The sequence below is a fragment of the Bordetella genomosp. 9 genome, from assembly GCF_002261425.1.
Classification (GTDB): Bacteria; Pseudomonadota; Gammaproteobacteria; order Burkholderiales; family Burkholderiaceae_B; genus Bordetella_C.
In genome coordinates this window covers 636420-660800 of record NZ_NEVJ01000002.1, presented here as the reverse complement: position 1 = coordinate 660800, position 24381 = coordinate 636420, and the positions used below count along the sequence as shown (strand labels likewise).

Below are 24381 nucleotides of genomic sequence, written 5' to 3'. Positions count from 1 at the left end.
GAGTCTGCACATACCGAGCACGGCGGACAGCGCCGGCCATCCCTGAGGAGACATCATGAGCACAGCATCCATGCCGCGCCCGGGCGCCGTTGCGGCCCCGACTCCCATGACCCGCAATGAGCGCAAGGTAATCTTCGCGTCATCGCTGGGTACCGTTTTCGAGTGGTACGACTTCTATCTGTACGGATCGCTCGCCCCCATCATCGCCCTGCACTTCTTCTCCGGCGTGAATCCCACCGCGGGCTTCATTTTCGCGCTGCTGGCCTTTGCCGCCGGCTTCGCGGTGCGGCCGTTCGGCGCGCTGGTGTTCGGACGCCTGGGCGACCTGGTCGGGCGCAAATACACCTTTCTCGTCACGATCGTGATCATGGGCCTGTCGACCTTCCTGGTCGGCATCCTGCCCACGTACGGCTCCATCGGCATCGCCGCGCCCGCGCTGCTGATCGTGCTGCGGCTGCTGCAGGGCCTGGCGCTGGGCGGCGAATACGGCGGCGCCGCAACCTACGTGGCCGAGCATGCGCCCATGGGCCGTCGCGGCTTCTACACCAGCTGGATCCAGACCACGGCGACGCTGGGCCTGTTCCTGTCCCTGCTGGTGATCCTGGGCGTGCGCTCGTATTCGGGCGAAGACGCCTTCCGCGATGCCTGGGGCTGGTGGCGCGCGCCGTTCCTGCTGTCCTTCGTGCTGCTGGCGATCTCCGTGTGGATCCGGCTGCAGCTCAGCGAGTCGCCCACCTTCCAGCGCATGAAGGAAGAAGGCAAGGGCTCCAAGGCGCCGATCAGCGAATCGTTCGGCCAGTGGAAGAACCTGAAGATCGTGATCCTGGCGCTGCTGGGGCTGACGGCGGGCCAGGCGGTGGTCTGGTACACCGGCCAGTTCTATGCCCTGTTCTTCCTGACGCAGACGCTGAAGGTGGACGCCAATACGGCCAATATCATGATCGCCGTGGCCTTGTTGATCGGTACGCCCTTCTTCGTGATCTTCGGTGCGTTGTCCGATCGGATCGGCCGCAAGCCCATCATCATGGCGGGCTGCCTGATCGCCGCGGTCACGTACTTTCCGATCTTCCAGGGCCTGACGCACTTCGCCAACCCCGCGCTGGAAAAAGCCCAGGCATCCGCGCCCGTGACGGTGATCGCGGACCCGGCCACCTGCTCCTTCCAGTTCAATCCGGTCGGCACTTCGTCGTTCACCAGCAGCTGCGACATCGTCAAGTCCTTCATGGCGCGCAACTCGGTGAACTACCAGAACGAAGCCGCGCCCGCGGGTTCGGTCGCCAAGGTGCGCATCGGCAAGGACGAATTCCAGTCCTTTGAAGGCAAGACCCTCGCGCCGGCCGACTTCAAGACGCGCGCCGCGGAGCTGGACAAATCGCTGACGTCGGCGATCCGCGGCCACGGCTACCCCGCCAAGGCCGATCCCGCGCAATCCAACAACGTCATGGTGGTGGTGCTGCTGACCATACTGGTGATCTACGTCACCATGGTCTATGGACCGATCGCGGCCATGCTGGTCGAAATGTTCCCGACCCGCATCCGCTACACGTCGATGAGCCTGCCGTATCACATCGGCAACGGCTGGTTCGGCGGGTTCCTGCCGCCACTGGCCTTCGCCATCGTGGCGGCCACGGGGAACATTTACGACGGCCTCTGGTACCCCATCATCATCGCCGTGATGACGCTGATCATCGGCGTCCTGTTCGTCCGCGAAACCAAGGACGTCGATCTGAACAAGGACTTCTGAGTCCGCACGACCCCTGCCGGCCGGGACGCTGCACCCGACCGGCCTTTTACAAAGCTCCCGCATGGGAGCTTTTTTTTCCGCCGGCGTCCCGGCCATAGCGCATCGGCGACTGCCCCACATGCCGCGCGAAGGCAACGCTGAAAGTACTGGCCGAGCTGTAGCCTACCCGCTCCGCGATGCGATCGAGACTGAGCGCCTGCTCACGCAGCCAGCGCTTGGCCAAGGCCATTCTCCACGCAAGCAGATACGCCATCGGTTTCATTCCCACGACACGCTCGAAGCGGGCAAAGAAAGCCGAGCGCGACAGGGCGGCCTGTGCGGCCAGCTTTTCCACGGTCCACGGCAGCCCCGGCTCGGCATGCAGGGCACGCAAAGCGCTGCCCAGGCGCTCGTCGGCAAGGCCTTTTGCCAGGCCGGGCGCTGTCGTCACGCTGGCGCCGCCGCGCAACGCCTCTATCAACAGAAGCTCCAGCAAACGATCGAGCACGGGTTCACGAGCCGGACGGTGCTCGCGCGTTTCGTCGCCTACCCACTGCACAAGCGCCGCCAGCCGTGGCTCGCCTCGCACCAACGTCACCTGAGGCAAAAGCGGCACCAGCAATGCGGCGTCGGCCGGACTGAAACTGCAATGACCGATGCGCATCCGCGCATCGGCGGGCCCGTGTTGCCGTCCCACGCGAAAGTACCCGTCGTCGATCCGGACAGGCGACGTTTCGGGCGCGCCTTCCCGGGCCCCCACATTGGTATTGACCATGCTGCGCATTGCCGGCACCAGCACGAAATCGCCTGCCTGCAGCACCATCGGAGCGTGCTGGTCCACGGCCAGGCAGCACTGCCCCTCAAGCACCGCGCAATAGAACGGCTCGCCCGCGCGGGGCGGCACCACGCGCCAGTCGCCAGCGGCTTCCACCAGCTTGGAGCCGCGCGCCGAGGGCCGCAACAACGCGACGACTTCAGCCAGAGGATCACTCAATCAGGACTCTCGCAGATAAAAAGCCGACTGCTGATTGTATTTGGTCCTGTGACGCGCGCCTATCATGACGCATCCAAGCACATCAGGAGCAACATATGCCCACTGTTCTCATCACAGGTTGTTCGTCGGGATTCGGGCTTGAAACCGCCCGCCTGTTCTTCGACCGCGGCTGGAATGTCGTCGCCACCATGCGCACGCCCCGCCCGGACGTCCTTGCCGAATCGGACCGCATGCGCGTGTTGCCCTTGGACGTCACGGACCCGGACAGCGTCGCCCGCGCGATCGCGGACGCCGGCGAGATCGACGTGCTGGTCAACAACGCCGGTTTCGGCGCCCCGTCGCCGATCGAATTGACCTCCCGAGAGACCGCCCGTTCGCTGTTCGAAACCAATACGCTGGGTACGTTGAACGTGATCCAGGCCGTGCTGCCGCGGTTCCGTCAACGGCGAGCCGGCGTCGTCATCAATGTTTCGTCGACCGTCACCCTCAAGCCGCTCCCTATTGTGGGGCTATACCGGGCCAGCAAGGCCGCGGTGAACGCTATGACCGAATCATTGGCCGTGGAGATGGCGCCGTTTGGCGTGCGCGTACATCTGGTGCTGCCGGGCCGTTCGCCGGAAACCCGGTTTGGCGAAAACGCCCGCGTTCATATGCGCGGACTGGACCACACGCAGTACGGGCCGATGATCCAGGGCTTCATCGCCAGCGTCACGCAGGATGCCGGTCTGGTCACGCATCCCGCGGATGTGGCCGCGGCAGTGTGGCAGGCCGCGACCGATCCCGCCGCGCCCTCGCGCATTCCTGCCGGCGACGACGCCAGGCAGTGGTTCGCCGAAGCAGCGTGAACGGACGCTACCCGCGCTGTTTCGATTCAGGACGATGTCAGAGCCTGGCGAATAGACTGGCCACTCAGATCACGGCCTTGCGCACGATCTCCGGACGATCGATCCCCCTGTCCGGCGGTTGCAGGGGTCGCATTCTGACACCGATGCCGCGCTCCCCGCGAGCCTTAAACAGCGCGACATCGTGTGCTCCCGTACCGGCCCGACTTTCAGAGTCGGGCCGTTTTTTTTTCTGCGATGCGGACGCGCGAACATCCGGCCGTGCGGATGCTCGCGGCTCAAGCGCCGTCGTCGTGCTCATGCGCGGCGACCTCGCGGCGCATCGCCACCGTCAGGGTCTTGCGCGCGGACGCATAATCGGCCCAGGGGTCCTCACGCCAGGCGTCGATCCGCGCCCGCACGTTGCGCACGTTGAACGCGGGCCCGCGCGGATCGTCGTCGCCGTCCAGCACATCCCAGGCGACCGGCATCGACACCGGCGCGCCGCCACGCGCGCGCGCCGAAAACGCGGCCACCGCGGTGGCCCCATCGCTGTTGCGCAGGTAATCCACGAAAATGTGCCCCTGCCGCTTGGCCTTGGCCATGTTGGCGACGAAGACGTCCGGCGCGTCATGTTCGAGTTGCTGCGCGATGGCCTTGCAGAAGCCACGCACTTCGTCCCAGCCCAGGGTGGCGCGGATCGGCGCCACCACATGCAGTCCCTTGCCACCCGTGGTCTTCAGGAAGGGCTGCAGTCCCAGGGCTTCCAGCCGTTCGCGCACCACCCGGGTCGCCCGCGCCATGTCCCGCCAGCTCGTGTGTGGATCGGGATCCAGGTCGAAGGTCAGCCTGTCTGGCTTGTCCGACCCTGGCAGCTTCGCGCCCCAGGTGTGGAATTCGATCACCCCGAACTGCACCAGGCCGATCACGCCGCCGATATCGCGGATCACCAGCATGTCGCCGTCGATCGCCACGCCGGACGGCAAGTGGTCGCTCATGTGCTTCTGGAAAAAACACTCGCCTGACGTGCCCTCAGGGCAGCGCAGCAAGGCCACCCGGCGGTTCGCCAGATGCGGCATGATGCTGCTCGCCACCGATTCGTAGTAGCGAGCCAGATCGAGTTTGGTGATGACGGGATCGCTGAACAGCTGCCGGTCTGGATGAGTGATCTCGACCCCGAGTACGTGCACGTCGGTGTGTGCCATAGGTGGCTCCTTGCAATGCCCACGTGTGGGCAAATGCAATCCACATGCCCGATATGGGACGCGTGCGCCCCAGGGTCAGCGACGCATGCCCACGCCGATCGCCACCACGCCGACCACGATCGCGGCGATGCCGGCCCATTGCGGGATGGGCACGGACTTCGTGGTCTCGGCGGTCGCCTTGACGGAGCCGACCTGCACGATGGTGTCCTCGGACTTGTAGCTGAACCCCTGATAGACCAGCGCGACTACCCCAAGGACGATCAAGATGGCGCCGATGAAGGTGACAGGTTTCATATAAGCCTCCCGGTTCTGTTATAGATGTCGCGGCCGCAGTTCGGCGCTGCGGCGGAAGATACTCCAGAGCAGAACGGCTGTCCGTGACAGAACGTGTCCCACGTATCGACCTGCCCTGGCATGCGTATGGCCGATGTGCCGCGGTCGAGCGCCGGTGGCGACGGGTCGTATAGAATCCACGCTTTTGCCCGACGCTTATGTGGTTCAAGAATCTGAAGATTTACCGCCTTTCCCCGTCCTGGGCGATGAAGGACGAACAGCTGGAAGACGCGCTGGCGAAATTCGCCTACCAGGGCGGCAACACCCTGGAAATGCAAAGCCTGGGCTGGATCCCGTCCCGTGAGAACGGCGGACTGGTGCATACCGTCAACGGACAGATGCTGTTGACGCTGCGCGCGGAAAAGAAGCTGCTGCCGGCCACGGTCGTCAACCAGGTCGCCAAGGCGCGCGCGCAGGAAATCGAGGAGCAGCAGGGCTACAAGCCGGGCCGCAAGCAGATGAAGGAAATCAAGGAGCGCGTCACCGACGAGCTGCTCCCCAAGGCCTTCAGCATCTACCGCGATACCCGCGTCTGGATCGACCCGGTCAACCGCTGGCTGGTCGTGGACGCCGCGGCGTCGGCCAAGGCCGACGAAGTCCTGGGCCTGCTGGCAAAATCCATCGATCCCTTCCCCCTGGAAAGCCTGTACGTCGCGCAATCGCCGGCGGCGGCGATGACAGGTTGGCTGGCGGAAGACGAAGCGCCCGCCAACTTCAGCATCGATCAGGACACGGAACTGCGGGCCTCGGGCGAAAGCCGCGCCGCCATCCGCTACGTCAAGCACACCATCGACGCGGACGACGTGCGCCGCCACATCCAGTCGGGCAAGCAATGCACGCGGCTGGCGATGACCTGGGCCGATCGTGTGTCCTTCGTGCTGACCGAATCGCTGGACGTCAAGCGCGTGGCGCCCCTGGACGTGCTGAAGGAAAACACCGACAGCATGGCCCAGAACGACGACGAGAAATTCGACAGCGACATGGCGCTGATGACGGGCGAGCTGGCCAAGCTGATGGCCGAGCTGGTCGAAGCGCTGGGCGGCGAAAAACGCGGCTGACGCGGCGGGCTGAAGCGTGATGAACCGCGCCACCCCATACGCGGATGGCGCGGCGCGCCAGGACGATCAATCCAGGCCGTGAAAGGCGGAGTCGTCCGGGCCGACGTGCGACGGATGGCGCCACGTCACGTCCCGCATGGAATGCTGCACCAGGCCTTCCACCCCGAGCAGCACCGCGAAGATGGCCATACGGATGGGAATGCCGTTATCCGTCTGCCGGAATATCGCCAGGCGCGGATCATGGTTCAGGTCCACGCTCAGGTCATTCGCGCCCGGCCGGCTGTCGCGCGGCAGCGGATGCATGACGATGGTATCCGGGCCGCAGTAGGTGTCGATGATCGCCCGGTTGATCTGGAAGTCGGGCGTGTAGCCTTCCTGCGCCTCATCGGCAAAACGCTCTTTCTGCACCCGCGTGGCGTAGATGACGTCCGCGCCCTGCAGGCCGTCCAGCGACTGCTTCTGTTCGATCACGTTGTCGTGCTTGGCGGCCTGCTCGACGATGTAGGCCGGCATTTCCAGCCCGGGCGGCGAGATCAGCGTGAACTTGACGCCGCGGTACAGCGCCAGCAGCTTGATCAGCGAGTGCACGGTGCGGCCGTACTTCAGGTCGCCGACCATCGCGATATGCGCGCCGTCCAGCAGTTTGCCCAGGCGGGAAAACTCGGTGAGTATGGTGTAGAGGTCCAGCAACGCCTGGCTGGGGTGTTCTCCAGGCCCGTCGCCGCCGTTCACCACCGGGATATTGGTGGCGCGGGCGAATTCCGCCACGGAACCCTTTTCGGGATGGCGTATCACCATCGCGTCGACATAGCCGCTCATGACGCGGCTGGTGTCGTAGATGGACTCGCCCTTGGCCATGGACGAAAACGTGAAGCCGGTCGTATCGCATACCGATCCGCCCAGTCGGCAGAACGCCGAGCCGAAGCTGACGCGCGTGCGCGTGCTGGCCTCGAAGAACAGATTGCCCAGGACGGCGCCTTCCAGCACGCGCGACACCTTTTGCCGCCGTGCGATGGGCTGCATCATGTCGGCGACCCGGAACAGGTCTTCGACCGATTCGCGGGTGAACTGGTCGACCGACAGCAGTTGATGCTTGCCTTCCATGCTGATGCGGTCACGCAGGGGACCGTCCTGTCCGCTCTGCGTATACTTTTCACGCAGGTCGCCGTTCTGGACGATCTCGGTGACGAATCGCTCGACCACCTCGGGCATGGCGCGAAACTCCTGCGACCCTTCGGGCAGGAGCCACGTATCCAGGGCGCGGCGCTTGACGCCGATCCGCGCGGCGAAGACGTCGCGCGTCAGGTTGAGGCGACGCATGGCGTCGCGCAGGAAAGCTTGCTGGGAGATGGACATGGCGGCCTCACGTGTATACGCTTTGCGTATATTACGCAGGCCACCCACGAACGTCCAATGGATTTTTTGCGTATATGCCCCGGCGGGTGACTGGGGCATCACGCCATCACGCCATCACGCCATCACGCCGCGTTGGCCACCACGGGGACGCCCTGCACCTTGGCCTTGCGGATCTGCAAGGCGATGATCGCGGCCACGATCCCTGTCGCGCCGGAAATGATGAAGGCCAGGAAATAGCTGCCCTGCGCCTGCCGCACCGCGCCCGCCATGAATGCCGCGCTGGCGGCGCCGATCTGGTGCCCCGCCACGATCCAGCCGAAGACGATGGGCGCATCCCGCTCGCCGAAACTCTCCACCGCCAGCTTCAAGGTCGGCGGCACGGTGGCGATCCAGTCCAATCCGTAGAACACCGCGAAGATGCCCAGGCTGTAGATCGAGAAATCCGAAAAAGGCAGGAATATCAACGATGCCCCGCGCAGGCCGTAGTACATGAACAGCAGCTTGCGAGGATCGTAGCGGTCGGTCAGCCAGCCCGACGCGGTCGTTCCCACCAGATCGAACAAGCCCATCATCGCCAGGAGGCCGGCGGCGCGCACCTCGGCGATGCCCTGGTCGCTGCACAAGGCGATGAAGTGGGTGCCGATCAGGCCGTTGGTGGTGAAGCCGCAGACGAAGAACGTCGCGAACAGGAACCAGAAATTGCGCGTGCCGATGGCGCGCTTCAGGGCGCCGAAAGCGGCCTTCAACGGGTTGTTGTGCAGCGGCGCGGGCGGCACGTAGCCCGGTTCGGCGCCATAAGGCACCAGGCCGATGTCGGAGGGCCGTTCGGGCATCAGCCACCAGGCCAGCGGCACCAGCGCCAGACAGACCCCCGCCACCACGATCACCACCGGGCGCCAGCCGCCCGCCTCGGTCAGGGCAGCCATGCCGGGCAGGAAAATCAAGGTTCCGGTTGCCGTGCTCGCCGTCAGGATGCCCATCATCAGCCCCCGATGCCTGACGAACCAGCGATTGATCACCGTGGCGCCGAACACCACCGCCACGCAACCCGTCGCCAGCCCGGAAAGCACGCCCCAGGACAGGATCAAATGCCAGGGTTGCGTCATCCACAGGCTGGCGCCGCTGGCCACGGCCATCAGGATCAAGGCGCAGATCAAGGTCCGGCGCACGCCGAAGCTCTGCATCAACGCCGCGGCGAAGGGGCCCACCAGGCCGTACAGGAAAATGCCGATGGCGGCGGACAGCGACGTCACATCGCGCCCCCAGCCGAATGCCTGCTCCAGCGGCACGATCAGCACGCCGGGCGCCGCTCGCTGGCCGGCGCCCACCAGCAGGGCGATGAAGGCCATCGCGACCACGACGAAGGCGTACTTCTGTCCAAACGGCCTGGAACGAGCTATAGTCATGTTACTTACCGGTACGTTTCCGAGTGGCGAATCTTACGTACCGCTCGGTAACATTGTCAAGCCATACCATGACACGCGCCTTACCCTCCGCCGCCCGGACCACGGGCACCGATTCCGGCTCATCCAACCCGCCGCGTGCGGCGGAACGCATCCGCCGCACGGCGCACGAGCTTTTCTATCGCGACGGCATACGCGCCGTCGGCGTGGACGAGATCGTCACCCAGGCGGGAGCGACCAAGCCCACGCTGTACCGCAGTTTCGGTTCCAAGGACGAACTGGCGGCCTCGTACCTGAAGGATTACGACGCGGCGTTTTTCCAGCGCTTCGAGGACGCGATCCGGCCGCATGCCGGCGCCCCCCGCGCGCAGCTGCTGGCGTATTTCCAGCATGTCGCCAGGCGCATCGAGCGCCCGGAGTACCGGGGCTGCGCCCTGACCAACGCGGTCGTGGAATACCCCGGTGATCGGGATGTGCATCCCGGCCGGGCCGTTGCCGAGGCGAACAAGCATGCCTTGCGCGCCCGCTTGCGCCAGTTGGCCAGCGAGGCCGGCGCGGTGGACGCCGACACCTTGGGCGACGCCCTGCTGTTGCTGCTCGAAGGCTGCTTCGTATCGGCGCAGATCTTCAAGCAATCCGGCGGCGGGCCCGCCCGCAGCGTCGCGAACGCGGCGGAAAAACTGATATCGGCCTACTTGCCGGAGTGAAGCTGGCCGCGCAGCGGCAGCGACGGCACGGCGAATCCCGCGTCGGCGCGGTAGGAGACATCGTTCTGCGGGGTATCGGCCGCCGCGGTGGCCGCCCCCCAACACCCCATCACGAAAGCGGCGACGCTGGCGAAATACGCCAGCGCGGCCAGGACCAGCGGCAGCCAATGGCCCTTGCCGCTCCGGCCGGCCGCGATCTGCCGGAAGACGCTGAAGTGCGCCAGATAGGAAAACAGCACGCCGACGGCGCAGGCAGCCAGCCCCAGCGCAAAGGCGGCGATGGGCTGCCGCAGATCGGGCGGATCGACATCGCCCCCCACCACCCCCAAGGAAAACGCCAGCAGCATCAGCGCGGCGATGCCATTGATCCAGCCCAGGAAACGAAAGCCTGAGAGCGCGTGGGACGTCAGCGCCTGGTAGGCGTTGGAAGAGCGAGGGTGATCTGTGTAATCCATGGTTCCATGGCCTGAACGGCGGCAGACGCAAGCATAGCGGGGATTGCGTGCGACGGGAACGCGCCTTGCGCCGGATATCCAATATGACAGGAGCCCATCATGAGCAAGCCCATATCAGCCGATAAAGCCAGCGACCCAGGCTCCCGGCGCGAGGAAGCCGGCGAGCAAGGCCGGGTGTTTCCGCCGGACTCGCCAGTCGACGTCCCCAACCTGCCGCCGGCGCCGACCGCCAGCACGCCCGACGAAGCCCGCGACGCCAGCCAGCCCGAAGAGGAAACCCGTGGCGATGGTAGCTGGGCGGACAACACCAAGCCGGCCCCATACAAGAAGCACGTGCGCGACTCGAACATTTTCTGAACCGCAGGAGCATCCATGCCTGAAACGCCTCGCAACGCCCAGGATCCCCGCAACTCGATCCACAATGCCGACGAAGCCACGCGCCGCGGCACCCGTATCCTGCCGGAGCCCGACAAATCGCCCACCGTAGCCGGCATGCCGCGCGACGGCCGGGCCCTGTCGGACCCTGGCGACCCCGGCATCCCGCGTCCGGAAAACGACGTCTACGCCAATGAGGCCTCCGACCTGTCGGAAACCGAAACCAAGGACGAGTCGAAAGCCTAGCTCGCGGGCCGGCAGACAGGGGTCGCCGTCTCGATGGACCGTTGGACGGCCTCCAGCTCCTTCTGGTCCCAGGTATCGCGTCCCACCACCGTGGCTGTCACGGTGGCGTCCGTCTTGCCCTTGGGCTTGAACTCGAGAACTTCAAGATGGACGTTGGGCTCGGGCACCTTGATGACCACGATGCGCCCCACCGCGAACTTCTCGTCGAGCGTCATGGTGTCGCGATACTCCACGCCATACGGATGCTCGGGCGCGGTATGGCAGGTCCGCACGAATTCGCTGCCGCGGCGCAGGGCCGCGTCGTAAGGCGTGGCGACGTCGAAGGTCACGGTGGGAAAATTGCCGCCGGGTTCGATCCCCGACGCGCAGCCGGCCAGCAATGCCAGCGCGGCGAACAGCAATGGACGGCATCCGGGCATTACCCTGCTCCACGTTCCTAGATGAAGCGTGGATTATGCATCAGCTGCGGAGCGATACCGTCGGCCAGGCCAGATCGGCTCAGGGGCGTAGCGGCTCGCGGTACGAACCCAGTGCGGCCGCGCCCGGCCGCGTGACCGTCGACTTGCCGTCGCGGTCCTCGATGTAATTCAAGGCTGCCAGTTGTCCCCGCACGGGTTCGGGTATTTCGAACCCCACAAGCGACGCACGCGAACGCAATTCCTTCAACCAGCGGAATTGATCCGGCGTAAGCGAGGGCATGGTTCTGAACATTGTGATCGCCTCCAGCGGATGTCAACGTAACCACATGCATGAAACAGACATGACGCCGGCGGCCCCGCGTTGGGCGGGACCGCCGGCGCCTGGTGCATCACTTATTGCGATCGGCCGCGCCCTGGATTTTTTCTCCGCCGCGCTCGATATCCTTACCAGCGCCGGAAACGGTATTGCAGCCGGCCGACAGGGCGGCAACGGCGAGCAGAACAGCGAGAATGGCTTTGTTTTTCATCGGTCTTTCCTTTATAGAGTCGTTTGGATGGAAGTTTCCGGATCCTGGACGCTTTGGTCGCCCATCCAGACGTGGCCCACTCAGCAAGGCTCGTGCCCAGCAGTTTCAGCCCAATCGCTGTTCCGTCCGGCCGGCCCTCCGGCGGCGATACGATGGCCATACAACGGCCATACGGGTATGGCGCTTGCCCCTTGCAAGGTCCATCCACACAGGGGGATCGCCATGTCCATAGCGCCCAACACCTTGAACCCGCGTACGCCCAGCTCGGCGCATGTCGTCGAAGACTTGATCGCGGACGCGCCTCACCGGGAACCCGCCCCAGGCGAACCGCCCATACCGGGCGACCCGCCGACGCCTGGCGACCCTCCGGATTCACCCCCGTCCCCACAAGGCGGAGTGCGGCTGGGGGAATAGCCGCGGCAAGCCGCGATCGGGCCCCGGCTGCTTGCTACACTGCAGCCTGCGGGCCCATCGGGCGCCCGCGCCTATGCGCCATAAGCGGCGCCGGATTCCCACACCATGCTACGTATTTCCGAAGTCAAGCTTCCGCTGGATCATCCCGAACCGGCGCTGGCCCAAGCCGTCGCCGCGCGCCTGGCGGTCCCGGCCTCCCATCTGTTATCCCTGCATGTCCACCGCCGCGGCTACGACGCCCGCAAGCGCGACAACATCCAGCTGGTCTATACCGTCGACGTACAGGTGCGGGACGAGACGTCCGTGCGCGCGAACTGTGCTGGTGATCCGCACGTCGCCGAGACGCCTGATATGCAGTACAGATTCGTCGCGAACGCCGGCATGGCTTCCGATGCGTCGCGCCCTGTGGTGATCGGCATGGGGCCCTGTGGGCTGTTCGCCGGATTGATCCTCGCCCAGATGGGCTTTCGTCCCATCATTCTGGAGCGCGGCAAATCTGTACGGGAAAGAACGAAGGACACATTCGGCCTCTGGCGCAAGCGCGTGCTCGATCCGGAATCGAACGTCCAGTTCGGCGAGGGTGGCGCGGGCACGTTCTCTGACGGCAAGCTTTACAGCCAGATCAAGGATCCTCGCCATCTGGGCCGCAAGGTGCTGGAGGAATTCGTCCTGGCCGGCGCGCCGGATGAAATCCTGTATGTCAGCAAGCCGCACATCGGCACCTTCCGCCTGGTCAGCATGGTGGAGAAGATGCGCGCATCCATCGAGGCGCTGGGCGGAGAGGTCCGCTTCCAGAGCCGGGTGGAAGACCTGGACGTGGACGGCGGACGGGTGCGCGGCCTGACGCTGGCCGGCGGCGAATACCTGCCCTGCACGCATGTCGTGCTGGCCGTCGGCCATAGCGCCCGCGACACTTTCCAGATGCTGCACGACCGCGGCGTCTACCTGGAAGCCAAGCCGTTTTCGATCGGTTTTCGCATCGAACACCCGCAAAGCCTGATCGACCGTGCCCGCTTCGGCAAGCACGTGCGCCATCCCGTGCTCGGCGCCGCGGACTACAAGCTGGTGCATCACTGCAACAACGGCAGGTCGGTGTACAGCTTCTGCATGTGCCCGGGCGGGACCGTGGTGGCCGCCACTTCCGAGCCGAATCGCGTGGTCACCAATGGCATGAGCCAATACTCGCGCGCCGAACGCAATGCCAATGCGGGCATCGTGGTGGGTATTACCCCCGACGACTACCCCGGCGGTCCGCTGGCGGGCATCGACTTCCAGCGGTTCTGGGAATCGCGCGCGTTCGAGCTGGGCGGCGGCGGCTATCTCGCCCCCGGACAGCGCGTGGAAGACTTCCTGGCGCGGCGGCCATCGACCACGCTGGGCGCGGTGCAGCCTTCGTATACGCCGGGCGTCACACCGACCGACCTGTCGACCGCCCTACCCGATTACGCGATCGAAGCCATCCGCGAAGCCCTGCCGGCGTTCGATCGCAAGATCAAGGGGTATGCCATGGGCGATGCGATATTGACCGGCGTCGAAACCCGCACGTCATCCCCCCTGCGCATCAAGCGCCGGGACGACGACTGCCAAAGCATCAACACGGCCGGACTGTACCCGGCCGGGGAAGGCGCCGGGTATGCGGGCGGCATCTATTCCGCGGCCATCGATGGTATCGAGATCGCGGAAGCGGTCGCACGGGATATCGTCGCGCGCCATGGAGCACGCGCCGCCTGAAGCGCCTTTCATACGCCGTGCAGATGGCGGCTGACGGCGGAAGCCGTCTGCTGCAGGCCTTTGAACATACGCGCGCAGCGGGCGCCCCATGCCGCGAAATACGGCTGCGGGGGGACGATGTGCAGATTCGAAACCTGCGTCGCGCGGACCAGCACCTGGCCGCCGTAGGTCAGCGTGTGCGATTCGCCGCCTCGCACCGGAATGCACAGGCTGAATCCGGCATCACCAATGCCGTTGACACGTTCCACGACAGTGACGTGCCCTTTGACGCCCAGGATAAGCGCACGACGTGGCAGATAAACCACGCGTGTTTCACCGGATGAAAGCGCGATATCCCAGTCCGAGCGAGCCATTTTCACAATTACCTCCAAGTGTTTTGCCAGACCTTGTGCAGCTTAGGCGCCGTCTGCGCGGCGTCCCAGGCACAGGACCGAGATTTGTGCACGGAAGCAATTGACACCTAGGATTTCTGTTACCGTCGGATTCCTCTACAACTGTGCCTATTGCGTCTCTGCTGGCGTACGCAATGATTGAGCGATGGAACAGCCTCTGTATCAGCGTTTGGCCGAGCATTACCGGCAAGCAATCTATTCCGGAGTCCTCGCCCCTACCTCGCGCATGCCATCGGTGCGCACCCTGGTCCGGCTCCACCAGGTCAGCATCAGCACCGCGTTGCAAGCCTGCCGCAGCCTGGAGGACGACGGCCTGATCGAAGCGCGGCCGCGCTCCGGCTATTTCGTGCTCAAGACCCAGCGCGCCAAGCTGTTGCCGGTCGACGAGCCGGACACGCGCCAGGTCCTGGACGCCGCGTCCTATGTCGGCATCCATGACCGCGTGTCCGACTTCATCGCCAAAAGCGCGATGCATCCGCCGCGCGTCGATTTCGCCAATTCGGTCGCGCCGCCCGACGCCTACCCCGTCGACGCGTTGAAGCAGGCCATGCTGCGCGCCGTGCGCCGTTATCCGGAATCGCTGGCGCGGCCGGCGCCGCACCAGGGCCATCCCCATTTGCGCGCGACGCTGGCCAGGCGCGCGCTGGACGCGGGCATCAACGCCAGCCCCGACGACATCATCGTCACCCACGGCTGCATAGAAGCACTGAACATCGCGCTGCGCGCGGTGGCCGGCCCGGGCGATACCATCGCCGTGGAATCGCCGGCCTACTTCGGACTGCTGCAGGTCATCGGCAGCCTGGGTATGCGCGCGCTGGAAATCCCCACCAGTCCGCAACGCGGGCTGTCCATCGAGGCCCTGGACCTGGCGTTCCAGACCCACGCCGACATCAAGGCGGTGGTGGTGGTACCCAACCTGCACAACCCGCTGGGCAGCATCATGCCCGACGAGGACAAGGCGCGGCTGGTCGCGCTGTGCGAGCGCCAGGCCATCCCCTTGATCGAGGACGATACCTACGGCGCGCTGGCCGACGGCGACGAGCCGCTGCGCGCCGCCAAGGCATGGGATCGCGACGGCAACGTCATCTACTGCGCGTCCATGCAGAAGACGCTGGCGCCGGGGTCGCGCCTGGGATGGATGATAGGAGGCCGCTGGAAAGCCCGGCTGGCCATGCTGAAATTCGTTCAAAGCCGCCCGAACGGCGCGACCCCGCAGATCGCCATCGCGGAAGTCCTGCAATCCAAGGCCTACGATCGCCACCTGATGCGCCTGCGGCGGCGGCTGAAAACGCAGCGCGAAGGCATGGCTCACGCGATCGCGGAGCACTTCCCGCGCGGGACGCGTTTGAGCGTGCCCAGGGGCGGCATGCTGCTATGGGTCGAAATGCCTGACGCGCGGTCGTCCAAGGACGTATTCGAACTGGCGTTGCGGGACGGCATACGCGTCGCGCCAGGCCGCATGTTTTCCAACTCGGATCGCTACGAGCACTTTTTACGTATCAGTTGCTCGCACCCCATGAGCGCTGAACTGCAGGCGGCGATCAAGGCGCTCGGCCGTATCGTGGGCGGCAAGCACTGAGGCGTGCCCGCGCCGGTCGTCCTACCGGCCGTGCCGGCCTTCGCCGGCGAAATCGGCCTGCCCCAACATGACGGGCACCGGATGGCTTTCCAGGAACTTGCGCTGCGCCAGCGCGTGCAGCATGCGGCTGTTGCCGCGATACGCCGTCAGCAGGTCTTCTTCTTCCATGCCGGCGCCGAAGCGGTCCCGCAGCAGTTCCCAGGAGACGCCGGCCTTGATGGTCCTGGCGCCGGCCGAGGTTTCGAACCAGATCACATGCGCGGCGCGATCGTTAACGGCGTTGTTATCGTAGGTCATGTCCGATCTCCGTGCGATGGTCGACTTATCGTATCGAAGCGGCATATGTCAGTGTGTAACGCTTAAGGATTAGCGACGTATTTGGGCAACATCCTGCGTACGGATGATTTGCTTTTTCCCGCCGATGGTGTTTGCAACTGTAAGCCGGGTCCGATTTTTGCTCATCGTCAAATGTGATGCGAATCGCGCATCGCCTATCGGTTGTTTCGGACTTCAACCGGCATAAGGAGAATGACATGACTCTCGGAACCATCTTGTTGATCATTTTGATTCTGCTCTTGGTCGGCGCCCTGCCCACCTGGCCGCACAGCCGCAGCTGGGGCTACTACCCCAGCGGCGGCCTGGGACTGGTGCTGGTCATCGTCATCGTGCTGCTGCTGGTTGGCGCCATATAGCGTCCAGTCCGCGGGGAAGGAATGCCGGCTCCCATTCGGGAGCCGGCATTCTTTATGGGCCGTCACCCCGCCACGCGCTGCTGGACGGCCTTGAAATTGTCTTCCAGCGTGGCCAGGACTTCATGGAAGTCGCGGATCTGGTCGGCGGTCAGCCCCTGCATCGCATGGTCGAAAAACGATGCGCGGCGCGGCAGCGCGTCGGCGACCACGCGCTTGCCTTGCGGCGTGAGCACGGCGTTGATCAGGCGATTGTCGTTTTCGTCGACGGTGCGGCTGATCCAGCCCAGCGCTTCCATCGCCTGCAGCTGCCGCGTCAGGGACGCCGGATCCAGGCGGCAGCGTTCCGCCAGCACCTTCTGCGACAGCGCGCCGGCCTCATGCAGGGCGAGCAGGATGCGCCAGCGCGGCAAGGCGTGGCCCACGTTCGCCTCGAAGGCCGCCATCATCGCGCGATAGGCCTGGCCCAGCATCTGCACCGTATGCAGCCCATGTTGCTCCTTCGGCATGTCTACTCCGCGGGGGCGCTGGCGACCTTGCTGCGCCGGGTCAGGCGTACGGGAGGCACGCGGCGCACGAACCACAGCGACAGGATGCATATCGCCAGCACGATGATCTGTCCGTCATGGATGGCGCCGACCAGCGACACGCGGGCCGCCTCGAGATAGCTCCCGCCGTCACGGCCAACGGCGGCCACCTGCTGCAGGAATTGCTGCTGAGCGGAAGGATTGACCAGTATCTGCGGATCGTCCAAGGCATCCAGCCAGCGCGTCGCCTGGCCGCTCTCCAGGGACGCACGCACCCCGCTGACATAGCTGTGGTTGACCATGGTGCCGACCACCGCGGTACCGACCATGCCGCCGACCATGCGCAGCGACTGCAGCAAGGCGGTGGCGATCCCCAGGTGCGCGCGGCCCGCCGTCTCCTGCGCGAAAACCGTCAGGTTGGGCATGATGAAGCCCAGGGCCAGTCCGGCGGCCAGCATATAGGTGGCGATGAGCCAGCCCGGCGTGTAGCTGTGGGTGGAAATGACGCCCGCCGTGGCCAGGCACATCAGCAGGAAGCCGACGTACAACATGTTGTTCGGGTTCTTGATCCGCGTGACGATGCGGCCGTTGGCGATGCTGCCCACCGTGATGCACACCACCATGGGCGTGATCAACAGGCCGGCGTCCTTGGGGGATAGCCCGAAGCCGCCCTGCAGCAGCAGGGGCGCATAAAAAAGCAGCGAGAACATCGACACGCCGACCAGCAGGGCCAGCACGAACAAGGGCGCGAGGCTGGCATTGCGGAACATGTCGAAGGGGAGCAGCGGCTGTTCGCAGCGCCGCTCCCACCAGAACAACAGCCCGAAGGCCACCACGCTGGCCACGGCCAGCGACACCGTCACGCTGTCGACGCCCTTGCCGGGCAAGAGCTCCACCACCAGTTGCAGGCCGCCGAGCGCCAGCGCGATCAGCAGCGCACCGGGCCAGTCCAGACGAATCTTCTGGTTGGGGTCGCTGTGCCGCAGGTGCGGCAGATGGCGGCAGACGAAGTACAAGCCCAGAAGACCGACGGGGATGTTGACGTAGAACACCGAGCGCCAGCCGTAGTACTCCGTGAGAAACCCGCCCAGCGACGGCCCCACCGCATTGGCGATGCCGAAAGCCGTACTGAACATGACCTGCCAGCGCAGGCGCACGTAGGAATCCGGAAACAGATCGGGTATGCATGCGAACGCCGTCCCCACCAGCATGCCGCCGCCTATGCCTTGCAGCGCGCGTGCGATCACCAGGAAGAGCATGCTGTCGGCGGCCCCGCATAGCGCCGACGCCGCGGTGAACACCACGATCGCCGACACGACGAAGGGCTTGCGGCCGTAGTAGTCGCCCAGGCGTCCGAAAATGGGAACGGTGATGACCGAGGTCAGCAGATAGGAGGTCGCTACCCAGGCGTACAGGTCGAAGCCCTTCAGCTCGGCGACGACGGTGGGCAAGGCGGTGCCGACGACCGTCTGGTCGATGGCCACCATCATGACCACGAAGCACATGCCCATCATCGCCATCAGCGACTGGCGGAACGGCAACACCTGGCCGGCGGAGTGCGGCGTGGCGGGAGCGCGGGGAGCCATTTTATGGATACATCAATAATTGATCTATCAAAGATTCTAGCGCAAGCCGCGCCAAACGTCGAATGCGCCGCGCGGCACCGGGGCCGGACGCGGTGTCGAAGCCGGGTAGGGCCTCAAAGTCCGGGGTGCTACAGTAGCGCAGCCCCCGCCATTACAAGGAAAGCGGGGGGCCGTACAGCCCCCCGCGACGCGCAAGGCCCCATGCAAGAAGTCCTAGACGATCTGGATCGCCGGCTCATCGCCCTGCTGCGCGACAACGGCCGCTTGAGTACCGCGACCCTGGCGAAGAAATTGTCGGTGTCGCGCGGCACCGTCCATAACCGCATCGATCGCATGGTGCGCGGCGGCACCATCCTGGGATTCACCATACGCCTGCGCAGCGAAACCGAGGACGAAGGCGTCCGCGCGATGACGCTGATCGAGGTCAGGGGAAACGAAACCGACGCGGTACTGACGGCGCTGCGCCGCCTGCCGGAGATCGTGCAGGTTCATTCGACCAGCGGCCGCTGGGACCTGGTCGCGGAAATCCGCGTGCAGGATCTCGCGACCTTCGACCGCGTGCTGCGCGACCTGCGGCGCATCAAGGGCATCGCCAACTCGGAAACCAACCTGCTGTTGGCCGTGTACAAGTAGCGATGACGATGGCGGCGCCCTGCCCGGCCCCTGCCTACGCCGCGACACGCAGCGCGCTGCCGTTCCCACCCAGCGCGAACGCATACAGGTCCTTGGGGTCGTCGCCGGTCGCGATCAAGGGAAGCGCCTTGCCGACACCATGCTTTTCGGCCATTTCGGCGACCAGGCAAAGCGCCGAATAATCCTCCAGCGCGAAACCCACGGAATCGAACACCGTGACCTGGCGCGCGGACTCGCGGCCGGGCTGCTGGCCGCGCAATACCTGCCACAACTCGACGACCGGGAAATCCGGCGGCAATTGCTGCACATCGCCTTCCACGCGCGACTGGGGCTCGTATTCGACAATGACCCGTGCCTGGCGCAGGATGTCGGGATGAATCTCGGTCTTTCCCGGACAGTCGCCGCCCACGGCGTTGATATGCATGCCGGGTTCGATCATGCCGGGCGTGAGGATCGTGGCATAGGCTTTATCCGCTGTCACCGTCGTGACGATATCGGCGCCGCGCACGGCCGCCGCGGTATCGCGCGCCACCACCACGCGCAAGGCGGGCGCGGCGGTCGCCAGATTGCGCCGCAGCTTGGCGGTGGCCTGCTCGTCGACATCGAATATACGGACTTCGTCGACGCCCAGCATGTCGTGGAAAGCGATGGCCTGGAATTCGCTCTGCGCGCCGTTGCCGATCAGGGCCATGGTGCGCGAGCCGGGCCGGGCCAGGGCCGCGGCCGCCACGACCGAGGTGGCCGCCGTGCGCATCGCGGTGGTCAAGGTCAGCTCGGCAAGCAGGCGCGGATAACCCGTGGCGACATCGGCCAGCACGCCGAAGGCCATGACGGTGGGCAAGCCCAGCGCCGTGTTGCCCGGATGCCCGTTGACGTATTTGAAGGCGTAGCGTGCGGCGTCCGACACCGGCATCAATTCGATGACGCCGACGTCCGAATGCGACGCCAGCCGGGCGGACTTTTCGAATTCGGGCCAACGCAGATAGTCGGTCCGTATGCGCTGCGCCAGCTCGCGCATGAAAGGCGCGATGCCGACCTGCCGCATCAGCGCCGCCATCGCGGGAACATCGATCAATCTTGTCATGGTGCTCTCTTTCGCTTGAACGGAAGAGAATCATGACCGTGACCCGGATTAACGAAAAGCCAGCAAGATGCCTACACGTGTCGATCCGGCTGACGATATGCCAGCTTATTCTGGCACATCGTCAACGGCGACGGGACGCCTTCATGCCGGCGGCTTTTCGTTCATCAGCCCATACACCCACAGCCGCATGCCGTCCCACCCACGCGACAGCATGCCGGCGGGCTCCACGGCTTGCAAGGCGACGAGGGGATAGCTCTGGATGGTACGGCCGTCGATCTGCAGATCCGCGGTGCCCACCTGGCTATCCAAGGGCAGCGGCGCGATAAGCGGTCCCTGGCGGTTGACGACTTTCTGCAGCTTCGGCACCCATGCGCGCGGCACGGTGGCATAGACGTCGCGATCGAAACCGACCGGCACCTGTGCCTGCTGGCCCTTCCACACCGTGGAGTTGCCCAGCGACTGGCCCTTGGCATAGAGCTTCACGGTTTCGTAGTTCTGGAAGCCCCAGTTCAACAGCATGCCGGTGGACGAGGTGCGCACCTTGTCCGACGGCGTACCCATCACCACCGCGATCAGGCGGCGCTGCCCCGCCGCGCCGGGACGCACCGCCGATGCCACCATGCAATAGCCGGCCGCCTCGGTATGGCCGGTCTTGCCGCCATCGACCGAAGGATCGCTCCACAGCAACCGGTTGCGATTGGGCTGGGTGATGTTGTTGAAGCGGAATGACTTGACGTGGTCATAGCGCACGTAGAGATCGGGGAAGTCGCGGATCACGCGCGAGGTAAGCGTCGCCAGGTCGCGCGCGGTGGAATAGGTCTGCGGGTCCGGCAGGCCATGCGGGCTGTTGAAGTGCGTGGACTTCAGTCCCAGGCGTTCGGCGGTTTCGTTCATGCGTTGCACGAAGGCGGCCTCGGAACCGGCGGCGGCTTCCGCCAGCGCGACCGCGGCGTCGTTGCCCGATTGAATCAGCAGGCCCGACAGCAGATCGTCGATGCTGACGCGCATGCCCGGTTCCAGGAACATCTTGGAGCTGCCAGGCGCGACCTTCCACGCGTTCGCCGAGATGGTCACCACCTGGTCGAGATTCAACGTCTTGTCGCGCAACGCCTGGAAGATCAGGTACGACGTCATGATCTTGGTCAGCGACGCGGGTTCAACGCGCTCGTCGGCATTATTGGACGCGATGACCTGGCCGCTGGTGGCGTCCAGCAGCAGCCACGACCGGGCGTCCGGCGTGGGCGCATCGGGGGCCGGCGGCAAGGTGGAGGCGGCCTGCGCGGGTGCGGCGGCCTGCGGCGACGAAAAAGTCGTCGCGGGAGCGGCGGCCAGGGCGGCATCCGTGGTGCAAAAGACTGCGGCGGACCACACAACGACAAGTAGCTTCTTAGACATTCTTTACAAAAATTCCACGGATTGAAGACAAAAAAGCCGTGAGCCTTAGTCCATAGGGAGCGAATAAGGTTCAGTCACGCATGAGTGTCCGGGCCCGGCATGCATCGTCCGCCGTACGGCATGGGCCCGTCGTACGGGAGCCGTAGTACGTCCATCTGATACCCGACAGGGATGAGGCTGCCTAGACTGGGCACTCATCAGCGAATAACCCATATGTCCGGGCCACGTTTCCCGGGCGCAATGTTAACCCTGGACTTAGGGAGGATGCGATGGCGGCGATCTGGGAAATAGCGGTGGTCGACGACGGAGCCGTGTTCTGGCTCGAAACCGGACATCGATACGTGGCATGCCGTTGCACCACCGACGTCCTGCGACGGGTGGAGCGCAGCACCGGCTTGAGCGGCGTCGCCGCGCTGCGCGCCGCCGAAGATGAACTGGTCGAAGAAGCCAGCCGCCGCCTCGCCGAACGCGAAGACCTGCCGCTGCGCCTGGCGTATCACGACTGAGCGCATGCGGCCGCGCTCAGTGCCGCGCGGCGACCGCGAGCACGCGCCTGGCGAACAGCCAGGCGACCGTCAGGAACACGGCCAGCCCCAGCCAGGAGGCGATGGTCGCGAATCCCGCGCCGGCGATCGCCAGGGGCGCTTCCTTGCCGCTGCCACCGATCACCGCGGCCATGATGACGCCGACCAGGCTCTCGCCCACGATCAAGCCGGACGCGATCAGGGTGCCGCGACGATCCACGGCATCGGCCACCGCGGCGTCCGCCTGCCCCGCGTGGATCCGGCGGCGCAGGCCGCGCGACACCAGCCATGCCAGCACGGCGCCCAGCACCAGGGGCGCGCTCACCGTGGGCGGCAGGTAGATGCCGATGCCCACGGCAAGGACCGGCATGCGCGCGATCCTGCAGGTGTGCTTGAGTATCTGGTCCACCACGATCAAGGCGACGCCGACGCCCATGCCGATCACGATCATTGCCCAATTCAGTTGATGCGTGAATATGCCGCGCACGATGGCGAGCATCAGCGTGGCCTGCGGAGCTGACAGGACCTGCGAGGGATCCATGTCGGCGCGCGGCAAGGCGTCCGCGAAACCGTAGGCGTTATACAGCAGCTCCAGTATGGGCGAGATGACCACCGCGCCCGCCACGCAGCCTATCAGCAGCGCGACCTGCTGGCGCCACGGCGTGGCGCCCACCAGCCAGCCTGTTTTCAGGTCCTGCAGGTTGTCGTTCGAAATGGACGCCACGGCGATCACCGCGGACGTGGTGAAGATCGCCACCGCGATGGCAAGCTGCCGTCCCGACTCGGTCGCCAGCAAGCCATCGTGGCTGGTGATGGCCAATATCAGCAGCGAGACCAGCACGATCGCGACGATGCCCACCCCGGAGATCGGGCTGGTCGACGAACCGACCAGGCCCGCCATGTAGCCGCAGGCCGCGGCCACCAGCAGGCCGAATACGAAGGCGAAAACGACCGCCGCGACGACCAGCCGCCACGTCAACGCCGCCGCCAGTGGCGCGCCGGACAGGAAGGCATGAAAAGTCAGGACCAGCACGACCACCATGGCCAGGCTGATCGCCGCGATCCAGAAGCCCGACAGGTCGCGTTCCGTACGGGGCACGTCCTTGCCGCCCTGCCCCTGCCGCGCGCCCATGGCGGAAAACGTGGTTTTCAACCCGCGCGCCATCGGGGCGGCCAGTGTCGCCAGCGTCCAGATGGCGCCGACCCCGATCACGCCGGCGCCGATGAAGCGCACCTGCGAAGACCACAGGCTGGTGGCGTAGGCCGCCAGGGTCGTGCCCGCGGGCATGGGATGCAGCGCCGTCAGCACGGGTACGGACACTCCCCATGCGATCAGCAGTCCCGTCAGCATGGCCAGGCCCGCGACGATGCCGATCAGGTAGCCAGCGCCCAAGAGGGCCAGCGAAAAACCCATGGGGATGCGGAAGATGGCGGCTCCCGCCGAAAACCAGATGCTGACGCCGTCGCCCAGCACCCGCAGCCCGCTGCTGGCGAAGCTGACCGCCGCCGCGACCACGCCGCCGGTGGCGATGTCCGCCAACCCGGTACCCTGGCCGCGACGCGCGCCATCCGGACTGTCGGAGGCCGACGCGCCCACCCGCAGGATTTCCGCCGCCGCCACGCCCTCCGGATAAGGCAGGTCGCTCTGCACCACCATCACGCGCCGCAGGGGAATCGTGAACATCACGCCCAGCATCCCACCCGCGGCACAGACCGCCAGCGTCAGCCAGAAGGGAAAACCTTGCCAGTGTCCCATCATCACCAGCGCGGGCAGGATGAAGATCACCGACGACAAGGTGCCGGCCGCGGACGCCTGCGTCTGCACCATATTGTTTTCCAGGATGTTGGCATCGCGGAACAGGCGCAGTACCGACATGGAAATCACCGCCGCCGGAATGGCCGACGAGAACGTGAGGCCCACCTTCAAGCCCAGATAGACGTTGGACGCCGTGAAGACCACGGTGATCAGCACCCCCAGGATGACCCCGCGCAACGTCAATTCGGGTAGCGAGGCTTGATCGGGAATGCGTGGGTTGTCGGTCATATCGGTCTGGGGCTGTGTGTGAAACGGGCGATTTTATCCGCGGGCCGGCGAGACCCACGGAACGGGCCCGCGACCTCGCCATCTGGAGATCACGGTTATTTATCGCAGCATTTCCCAGGAAAAGGTCCGACCAGTTGCAAGGTTGTATCGAGCCGTATACG

The 24381-nt window shown here is 65.4% G+C and carries 27 protein-coding genes; 11 read left to right on the top strand and 16 right to left on the bottom strand.

The features are described from left to right. Nucleotides 1–55: 55 nt before the first annotated feature. Nucleotides 56–1744, top strand: coding sequence for an MFS transporter (locus tag CAL26_RS08995; protein ID WP_094846543.1), 1689 nt, complete (start codon nt 56–58; stop codon nt 1742–1744). A gap of 46 nt (nt 1745–1790) precedes the next feature. Here the strand turns inward: CAL26_RS08995 and CAL26_RS08990 are convergent, their stop codons facing one another. Continuing rightward, entirely contained in the window at nt 1791–2717 is a 927-nt protein-coding gene (locus CAL26_RS08990) for an AraC family transcriptional regulator (RefSeq protein ID WP_094846542.1), read from the bottom strand. Nucleotides 2718–2812: 95 nt separating this feature from the next. Between CAL26_RS08990 and CAL26_RS08985 the strand changes: the two genes are divergently transcribed. After that, entirely contained in the window at nt 2813–3562 is a 750-nt protein-coding gene (locus CAL26_RS08985; RefSeq protein WP_094846541.1) for an SDR family oxidoreductase, read from the top strand. 275 nt (nt 3563–3837) lie between these two features. On the opposite strand, the gene ligD is transcribed toward CAL26_RS08985, so the two are convergent. Then, nucleotides 3838–4743, bottom strand: coding sequence for a non-homologous end-joining DNA ligase (ligD, locus tag CAL26_RS08980; protein WP_094846540.1), 906 nt, complete (start codon nt 4741–4743; stop codon nt 3838–3840). Nucleotides 4744–4818: 75 nt separating this feature from the next. Beyond that, nucleotides 4819–5037, bottom strand: a complete 219-nt coding sequence (locus CAL26_RS08975) for a DUF3185 family protein (RefSeq protein ID WP_086064254.1) — start codon at nt 5035–5037, stop codon at nt 4819–4821. Nucleotides 5038–5234: 197 nt separating this feature from the next. On the opposite strand from CAL26_RS08975, the gene CAL26_RS08970 reads away from it, so the two are divergent. Continuing rightward, nucleotides 5235–6134 (top strand): recombination-associated protein RdgC, encoded by a 900-nt coding sequence (locus tag CAL26_RS08970; protein ID WP_086064253.1) that lies wholly within the window; start codon nt 5235–5237, stop codon nt 6132–6134. Nucleotides 6135–6200: 66 nt separating this feature from the next. On the opposite strand, the gene CAL26_RS08965 is transcribed toward CAL26_RS08970, so the two are convergent. Both CAL26_RS08965 and CAL26_RS08960 read right to left on the bottom strand, forming a co-directional pair. After that, nucleotides 6201–7490: an aspartate carbamoyltransferase gene (locus CAL26_RS08965; RefSeq protein WP_094846539.1), complete on the bottom strand. Its 1290-nt coding sequence runs from the start codon at nt 7488–7490 to the stop codon at nt 6201–6203. A gap of 122 nt (nt 7491–7612) precedes the next feature. Then, nucleotides 7613–8896, bottom strand: coding sequence for an MFS transporter (locus CAL26_RS08960; protein ID WP_094846538.1), 1284 nt, complete (start codon nt 8894–8896; stop codon nt 7613–7615). 68 nt (nt 8897–8964) lie between these two features. Here CAL26_RS08960 and CAL26_RS08955 point away from each other — a divergent pair, with 68 nt between their 5' ends. After that, nucleotides 8965–9600: a TetR/AcrR family transcriptional regulator gene (locus CAL26_RS08955; RefSeq protein ID WP_094846537.1), complete on the top strand. Its 636-nt coding sequence runs from the start codon at nt 8965–8967 to the stop codon at nt 9598–9600. Here CAL26_RS08955 and CAL26_RS08950 read toward each other — a convergent pair. Continuing rightward, complete coding sequence (locus CAL26_RS08950; RefSeq protein ID WP_179283298.1) at nt 9585–10055, bottom strand: hypothetical protein; 471 nt, start codon at nt 10053–10055, stop codon at nt 9585–9587. The genes CAL26_RS08955 and CAL26_RS08950 overlap by 16 nt on opposite strands. A gap of 99 nt (nt 10056–10154) precedes the next feature. Here CAL26_RS08950 and CAL26_RS08945 point away from each other — a divergent pair, with 99 nt between their 5' ends. Together CAL26_RS08945 and CAL26_RS08940 are read left to right on the top strand one after the other, a co-directional pair. Continuing rightward, nucleotides 10155–10412 (top strand): hypothetical protein, encoded by a 258-nt coding sequence (locus tag CAL26_RS08945; RefSeq protein WP_094846536.1) that lies wholly within the window; start codon nt 10155–10157, stop codon nt 10410–10412. A gap of 15 nt (nt 10413–10427) precedes the next feature. Then, nucleotides 10428–10676: a hypothetical protein gene (locus CAL26_RS08940; protein ID WP_094846535.1), complete on the top strand. Its 249-nt coding sequence runs from the start codon at nt 10428–10430 to the stop codon at nt 10674–10676. Here CAL26_RS08940 and CAL26_RS08935 read toward each other — a convergent pair. From CAL26_RS08935 to CAL26_RS08925, 3 genes are all read right to left on the bottom strand, one after another. Beyond that, nucleotides 10673–11095 (bottom strand): BPTD_2524 family lipoprotein, encoded by a 423-nt coding sequence (locus CAL26_RS08935; RefSeq protein ID WP_143277375.1) that lies wholly within the window; start codon nt 11093–11095, stop codon nt 10673–10675. The two genes, CAL26_RS08940 and CAL26_RS08935, sit on opposite strands and share 4 nt — an antisense overlap. Before the next feature lie 79 nt (nt 11096–11174). Continuing rightward, nucleotides 11175–11387, bottom strand: a complete 213-nt coding sequence (locus tag CAL26_RS08930; protein WP_086064246.1) for a hypothetical protein — start codon at nt 11385–11387, stop codon at nt 11175–11177. A gap of 97 nt (nt 11388–11484) precedes the next feature. Continuing rightward, on the bottom strand, nt 11485–11622 hold the full coding sequence (locus CAL26_RS08925) for an entericidin A/B family lipoprotein (protein WP_086064245.1): 138 nt from the start codon (nt 11620–11622) through the stop codon (nt 11485–11487). A 519-nt stretch (nt 11623–12141) separates the two neighbouring features. On the opposite strand from CAL26_RS08925, the gene CAL26_RS08920 reads away from it, so the two are divergent. Beyond that, the gene (locus CAL26_RS08920; RefSeq protein WP_094846533.1) at nt 12142–13767 is read left to right on the top strand and encodes an NAD(P)/FAD-dependent oxidoreductase; all 1626 of its coding nucleotides are present in this window, start codon (nt 12142–12144) and stop codon (nt 13765–13767) included. Between the two features lie 8 nt (nt 13768–13775). Here CAL26_RS08920 and CAL26_RS08915 read toward each other — a convergent pair whose 3' ends face one another. After that, on the bottom strand, nt 13776–14138 hold the full coding sequence (locus CAL26_RS08915; protein ID WP_143277374.1) for a hypothetical protein: 363 nt from the start codon (nt 14136–14138) through the stop codon (nt 13776–13778). Between the two features lie 166 nt (nt 14139–14304). Here CAL26_RS08915 and CAL26_RS08910 point away from each other — a divergent pair, with 166 nt between their 5' ends. Beyond that, nucleotides 14305–15738, top strand: a complete 1434-nt coding sequence (locus CAL26_RS08910) for an aminotransferase-like domain-containing protein (protein ID WP_094846531.1) — start codon at nt 14305–14307, stop codon at nt 15736–15738. Nucleotides 15739–15759: 21 nt separating this feature from the next. Here CAL26_RS08910 and CAL26_RS08905 read toward each other — a convergent pair whose 3' ends face one another. Beyond that, on the bottom strand, nt 15760–16035 hold the full coding sequence (locus tag CAL26_RS08905) for a DUF1488 family protein (RefSeq protein WP_094846530.1): 276 nt from the start codon (nt 16033–16035) through the stop codon (nt 15760–15762). A 236-nt stretch (nt 16036–16271) separates the two neighbouring features. Here CAL26_RS08905 and CAL26_RS08900 point away from each other — a divergent pair, with 236 nt between their 5' ends. Further along, on the top strand, nt 16272–16430 hold the full coding sequence (locus CAL26_RS08900; protein WP_086064239.1) for a DUF3309 family protein: 159 nt from the start codon (nt 16272–16274) through the stop codon (nt 16428–16430). A 62-nt stretch (nt 16431–16492) separates the two neighbouring features. Here the strand turns inward: CAL26_RS08900 and CAL26_RS08895 are convergent, their stop codons facing one another. Then, a complete protein-coding gene (locus CAL26_RS08895) occupies nt 16493–16936 on the bottom strand; it encodes a MarR family winged helix-turn-helix transcriptional regulator (RefSeq protein WP_094846529.1) in 444 nt (147 codons plus the stop codon). A 2-nt stretch (nt 16937–16938) separates the two neighbouring features. Next, nucleotides 16939–18540 (bottom strand): MDR family MFS transporter, encoded by a 1602-nt coding sequence (locus CAL26_RS08890; protein ID WP_094846528.1) that lies wholly within the window; start codon nt 18538–18540, stop codon nt 16939–16941. 201 nt (nt 18541–18741) lie between these two features. Here CAL26_RS08890 and CAL26_RS08885 point away from each other — a divergent pair, with 201 nt between their 5' ends. Continuing rightward, a complete protein-coding gene (locus tag CAL26_RS08885) occupies nt 18742–19173 on the top strand; it encodes an Lrp/AsnC family transcriptional regulator (RefSeq protein WP_094846527.1) in 432 nt (143 codons plus the stop codon). Between the two features lie 34 nt (nt 19174–19207). On the opposite strand, the gene CAL26_RS08880 is transcribed toward CAL26_RS08885, so the two are convergent. Further along, entirely contained in the window at nt 19208–20257 is a 1050-nt protein-coding gene (locus tag CAL26_RS08880) for an ornithine cyclodeaminase (RefSeq protein WP_094846526.1), read from the bottom strand. Nucleotides 20258–20398: 141 nt separating this feature from the next. Continuing rightward, a complete protein-coding gene (locus CAL26_RS08875; protein ID WP_094846525.1) occupies nt 20399–21652 on the bottom strand; it encodes a D-alanyl-D-alanine carboxypeptidase family protein in 1254 nt (417 codons plus the stop codon). 269 nt (nt 21653–21921) lie between these two features. Here CAL26_RS08875 and CAL26_RS08870 point away from each other — a divergent pair, with 269 nt between their 5' ends. Beyond that, nucleotides 21922–22158, top strand: a complete 237-nt coding sequence (locus CAL26_RS08870) for a hypothetical protein (protein ID WP_094846524.1) — start codon at nt 21922–21924, stop codon at nt 22156–22158. 16 nt (nt 22159–22174) lie between these two features. Here the strand turns inward: CAL26_RS08870 and CAL26_RS08865 are convergent, their stop codons facing one another. Further along, the gene (locus tag CAL26_RS08865; RefSeq protein WP_094846523.1) at nt 22175–24220 is read right to left on the bottom strand and encodes an OPT family oligopeptide transporter; all 2046 of its coding nucleotides are present in this window, start codon (nt 24218–24220) and stop codon (nt 22175–22177) included. Nucleotides 24221–24381 lie beyond the last annotated feature (161 nt).

Bases quoted from the DNA above. Each gene is read 5' to 3' on its own strand.
- CAL26_RS08995 (WP_094846543.1), top strand. From the start codon at position 56: ATGAGCACAGCATCCATGCCGCGCCCGGGCGCCGTTGCGGCCCCGACT.
- CAL26_RS08985 (WP_094846541.1), top strand. From the start codon at position 2,813: ATGCCCACTGTTCTCATCACAGGTTGTTCGTCGGGATTCGGGCTTGAA.
- ligD (WP_094846540.1), bottom strand. From the start codon at position 4,743: ATGGCACACACCGACGTGCACGTACTCGGGGTCGAGATCACTCATCCA.
- CAL26_RS08975 (WP_086064254.1), bottom strand. From the start codon at position 5,037: ATGAAACCTGTCACCTTCATCGGCGCCATCTTGATCGTCCTTGGGGTA.
- CAL26_RS08970 (WP_086064253.1), top strand. From the start codon at position 5,235: ATGTGGTTCAAGAATCTGAAGATTTACCGCCTTTCCCCGTCCTGGGCG.
- CAL26_RS08965 (WP_094846539.1), bottom strand. From the start codon at position 7,490: ATGTCCATCTCCCAGCAAGCTTTCCTGCGCGACGCCATGCGTCGCCTC.
- CAL26_RS08960 (WP_094846538.1), bottom strand. From the start codon at position 8,896: ATGACTATAGCTCGTTCCAGGCCGTTTGGACAGAAGTACGCCTTCGTC.
- CAL26_RS08955 (WP_094846537.1), top strand. From the start codon at position 8,965: ATGACACGCGCCTTACCCTCCGCCGCCCGGACCACGGGCACCGATTCC.
- CAL26_RS08950 (WP_179283298.1), bottom strand. From the start codon at position 10,055: ATGGATTACACAGATCACCCTCGCTCTTCCAACGCCTACCAGGCGCTG.
- CAL26_RS08945 (WP_094846536.1), top strand. From the start codon at position 10,155: ATGAGCAAGCCCATATCAGCCGATAAAGCCAGCGACCCAGGCTCCCGG.
- CAL26_RS08940 (WP_094846535.1), top strand. From the start codon at position 10,428: ATGCCTGAAACGCCTCGCAACGCCCAGGATCCCCGCAACTCGATCCAC.
- CAL26_RS08935 (WP_143277375.1), bottom strand. From the start codon at position 11,095: ATGCCCGGATGCCGTCCATTGCTGTTCGCCGCGCTGGCATTGCTGGCC.
- CAL26_RS08930 (WP_086064246.1), bottom strand. From the start codon at position 11,387: ATGTTCAGAACCATGCCCTCGCTTACGCCGGATCAATTCCGCTGGTTG.
- CAL26_RS08925 (WP_086064245.1), bottom strand. From the start codon at position 11,622: ATGAAAAACAAAGCCATTCTCGCTGTTCTGCTCGCCGTTGCCGCCCTG.
- CAL26_RS08920 (WP_094846533.1), top strand. From the start codon at position 12,142: ATGCTACGTATTTCCGAAGTCAAGCTTCCGCTGGATCATCCCGAACCG.
- CAL26_RS08910 (WP_094846531.1), top strand. From the start codon at position 14,305: ATGGAACAGCCTCTGTATCAGCGTTTGGCCGAGCATTACCGGCAAGCA.
- CAL26_RS08905 (WP_094846530.1), bottom strand. From the start codon at position 16,035: ATGACCTACGATAACAACGCCGTTAACGATCGCGCCGCGCATGTGATC.
- CAL26_RS08900 (WP_086064239.1), top strand. From the start codon at position 16,272: ATGACTCTCGGAACCATCTTGTTGATCATTTTGATTCTGCTCTTGGTC.
- CAL26_RS08895 (WP_094846529.1), bottom strand. From the start codon at position 16,936: ATGCCGAAGGAGCAACATGGGCTGCATACGGTGCAGATGCTGGGCCAG.
- CAL26_RS08890 (WP_094846528.1), bottom strand. From the start codon at position 18,540: ATGGCTCCCCGCGCTCCCGCCACGCCGCACTCCGCCGGCCAGGTGTTG.
- CAL26_RS08885 (WP_094846527.1), top strand. From the start codon at position 18,742: ATGCAAGAAGTCCTAGACGATCTGGATCGCCGGCTCATCGCCCTGCTG.
- CAL26_RS08880 (WP_094846526.1), bottom strand. From the start codon at position 20,257: ATGACAAGATTGATCGATGTTCCCGCGATGGCGGCGCTGATGCGGCAG.
- CAL26_RS08875 (WP_094846525.1), bottom strand. From the start codon at position 21,652: ATGTCTAAGAAGCTACTTGTCGTTGTGTGGTCCGCCGCAGTCTTTTGC.
- CAL26_RS08870 (WP_094846524.1), top strand. From the start codon at position 21,922: ATGGCGGCGATCTGGGAAATAGCGGTGGTCGACGACGGAGCCGTGTTC.
- CAL26_RS08865 (WP_094846523.1), bottom strand. From the start codon at position 24,220: ATGACCGACAACCCACGCATTCCCGATCAAGCCTCGCTACCCGAATTG.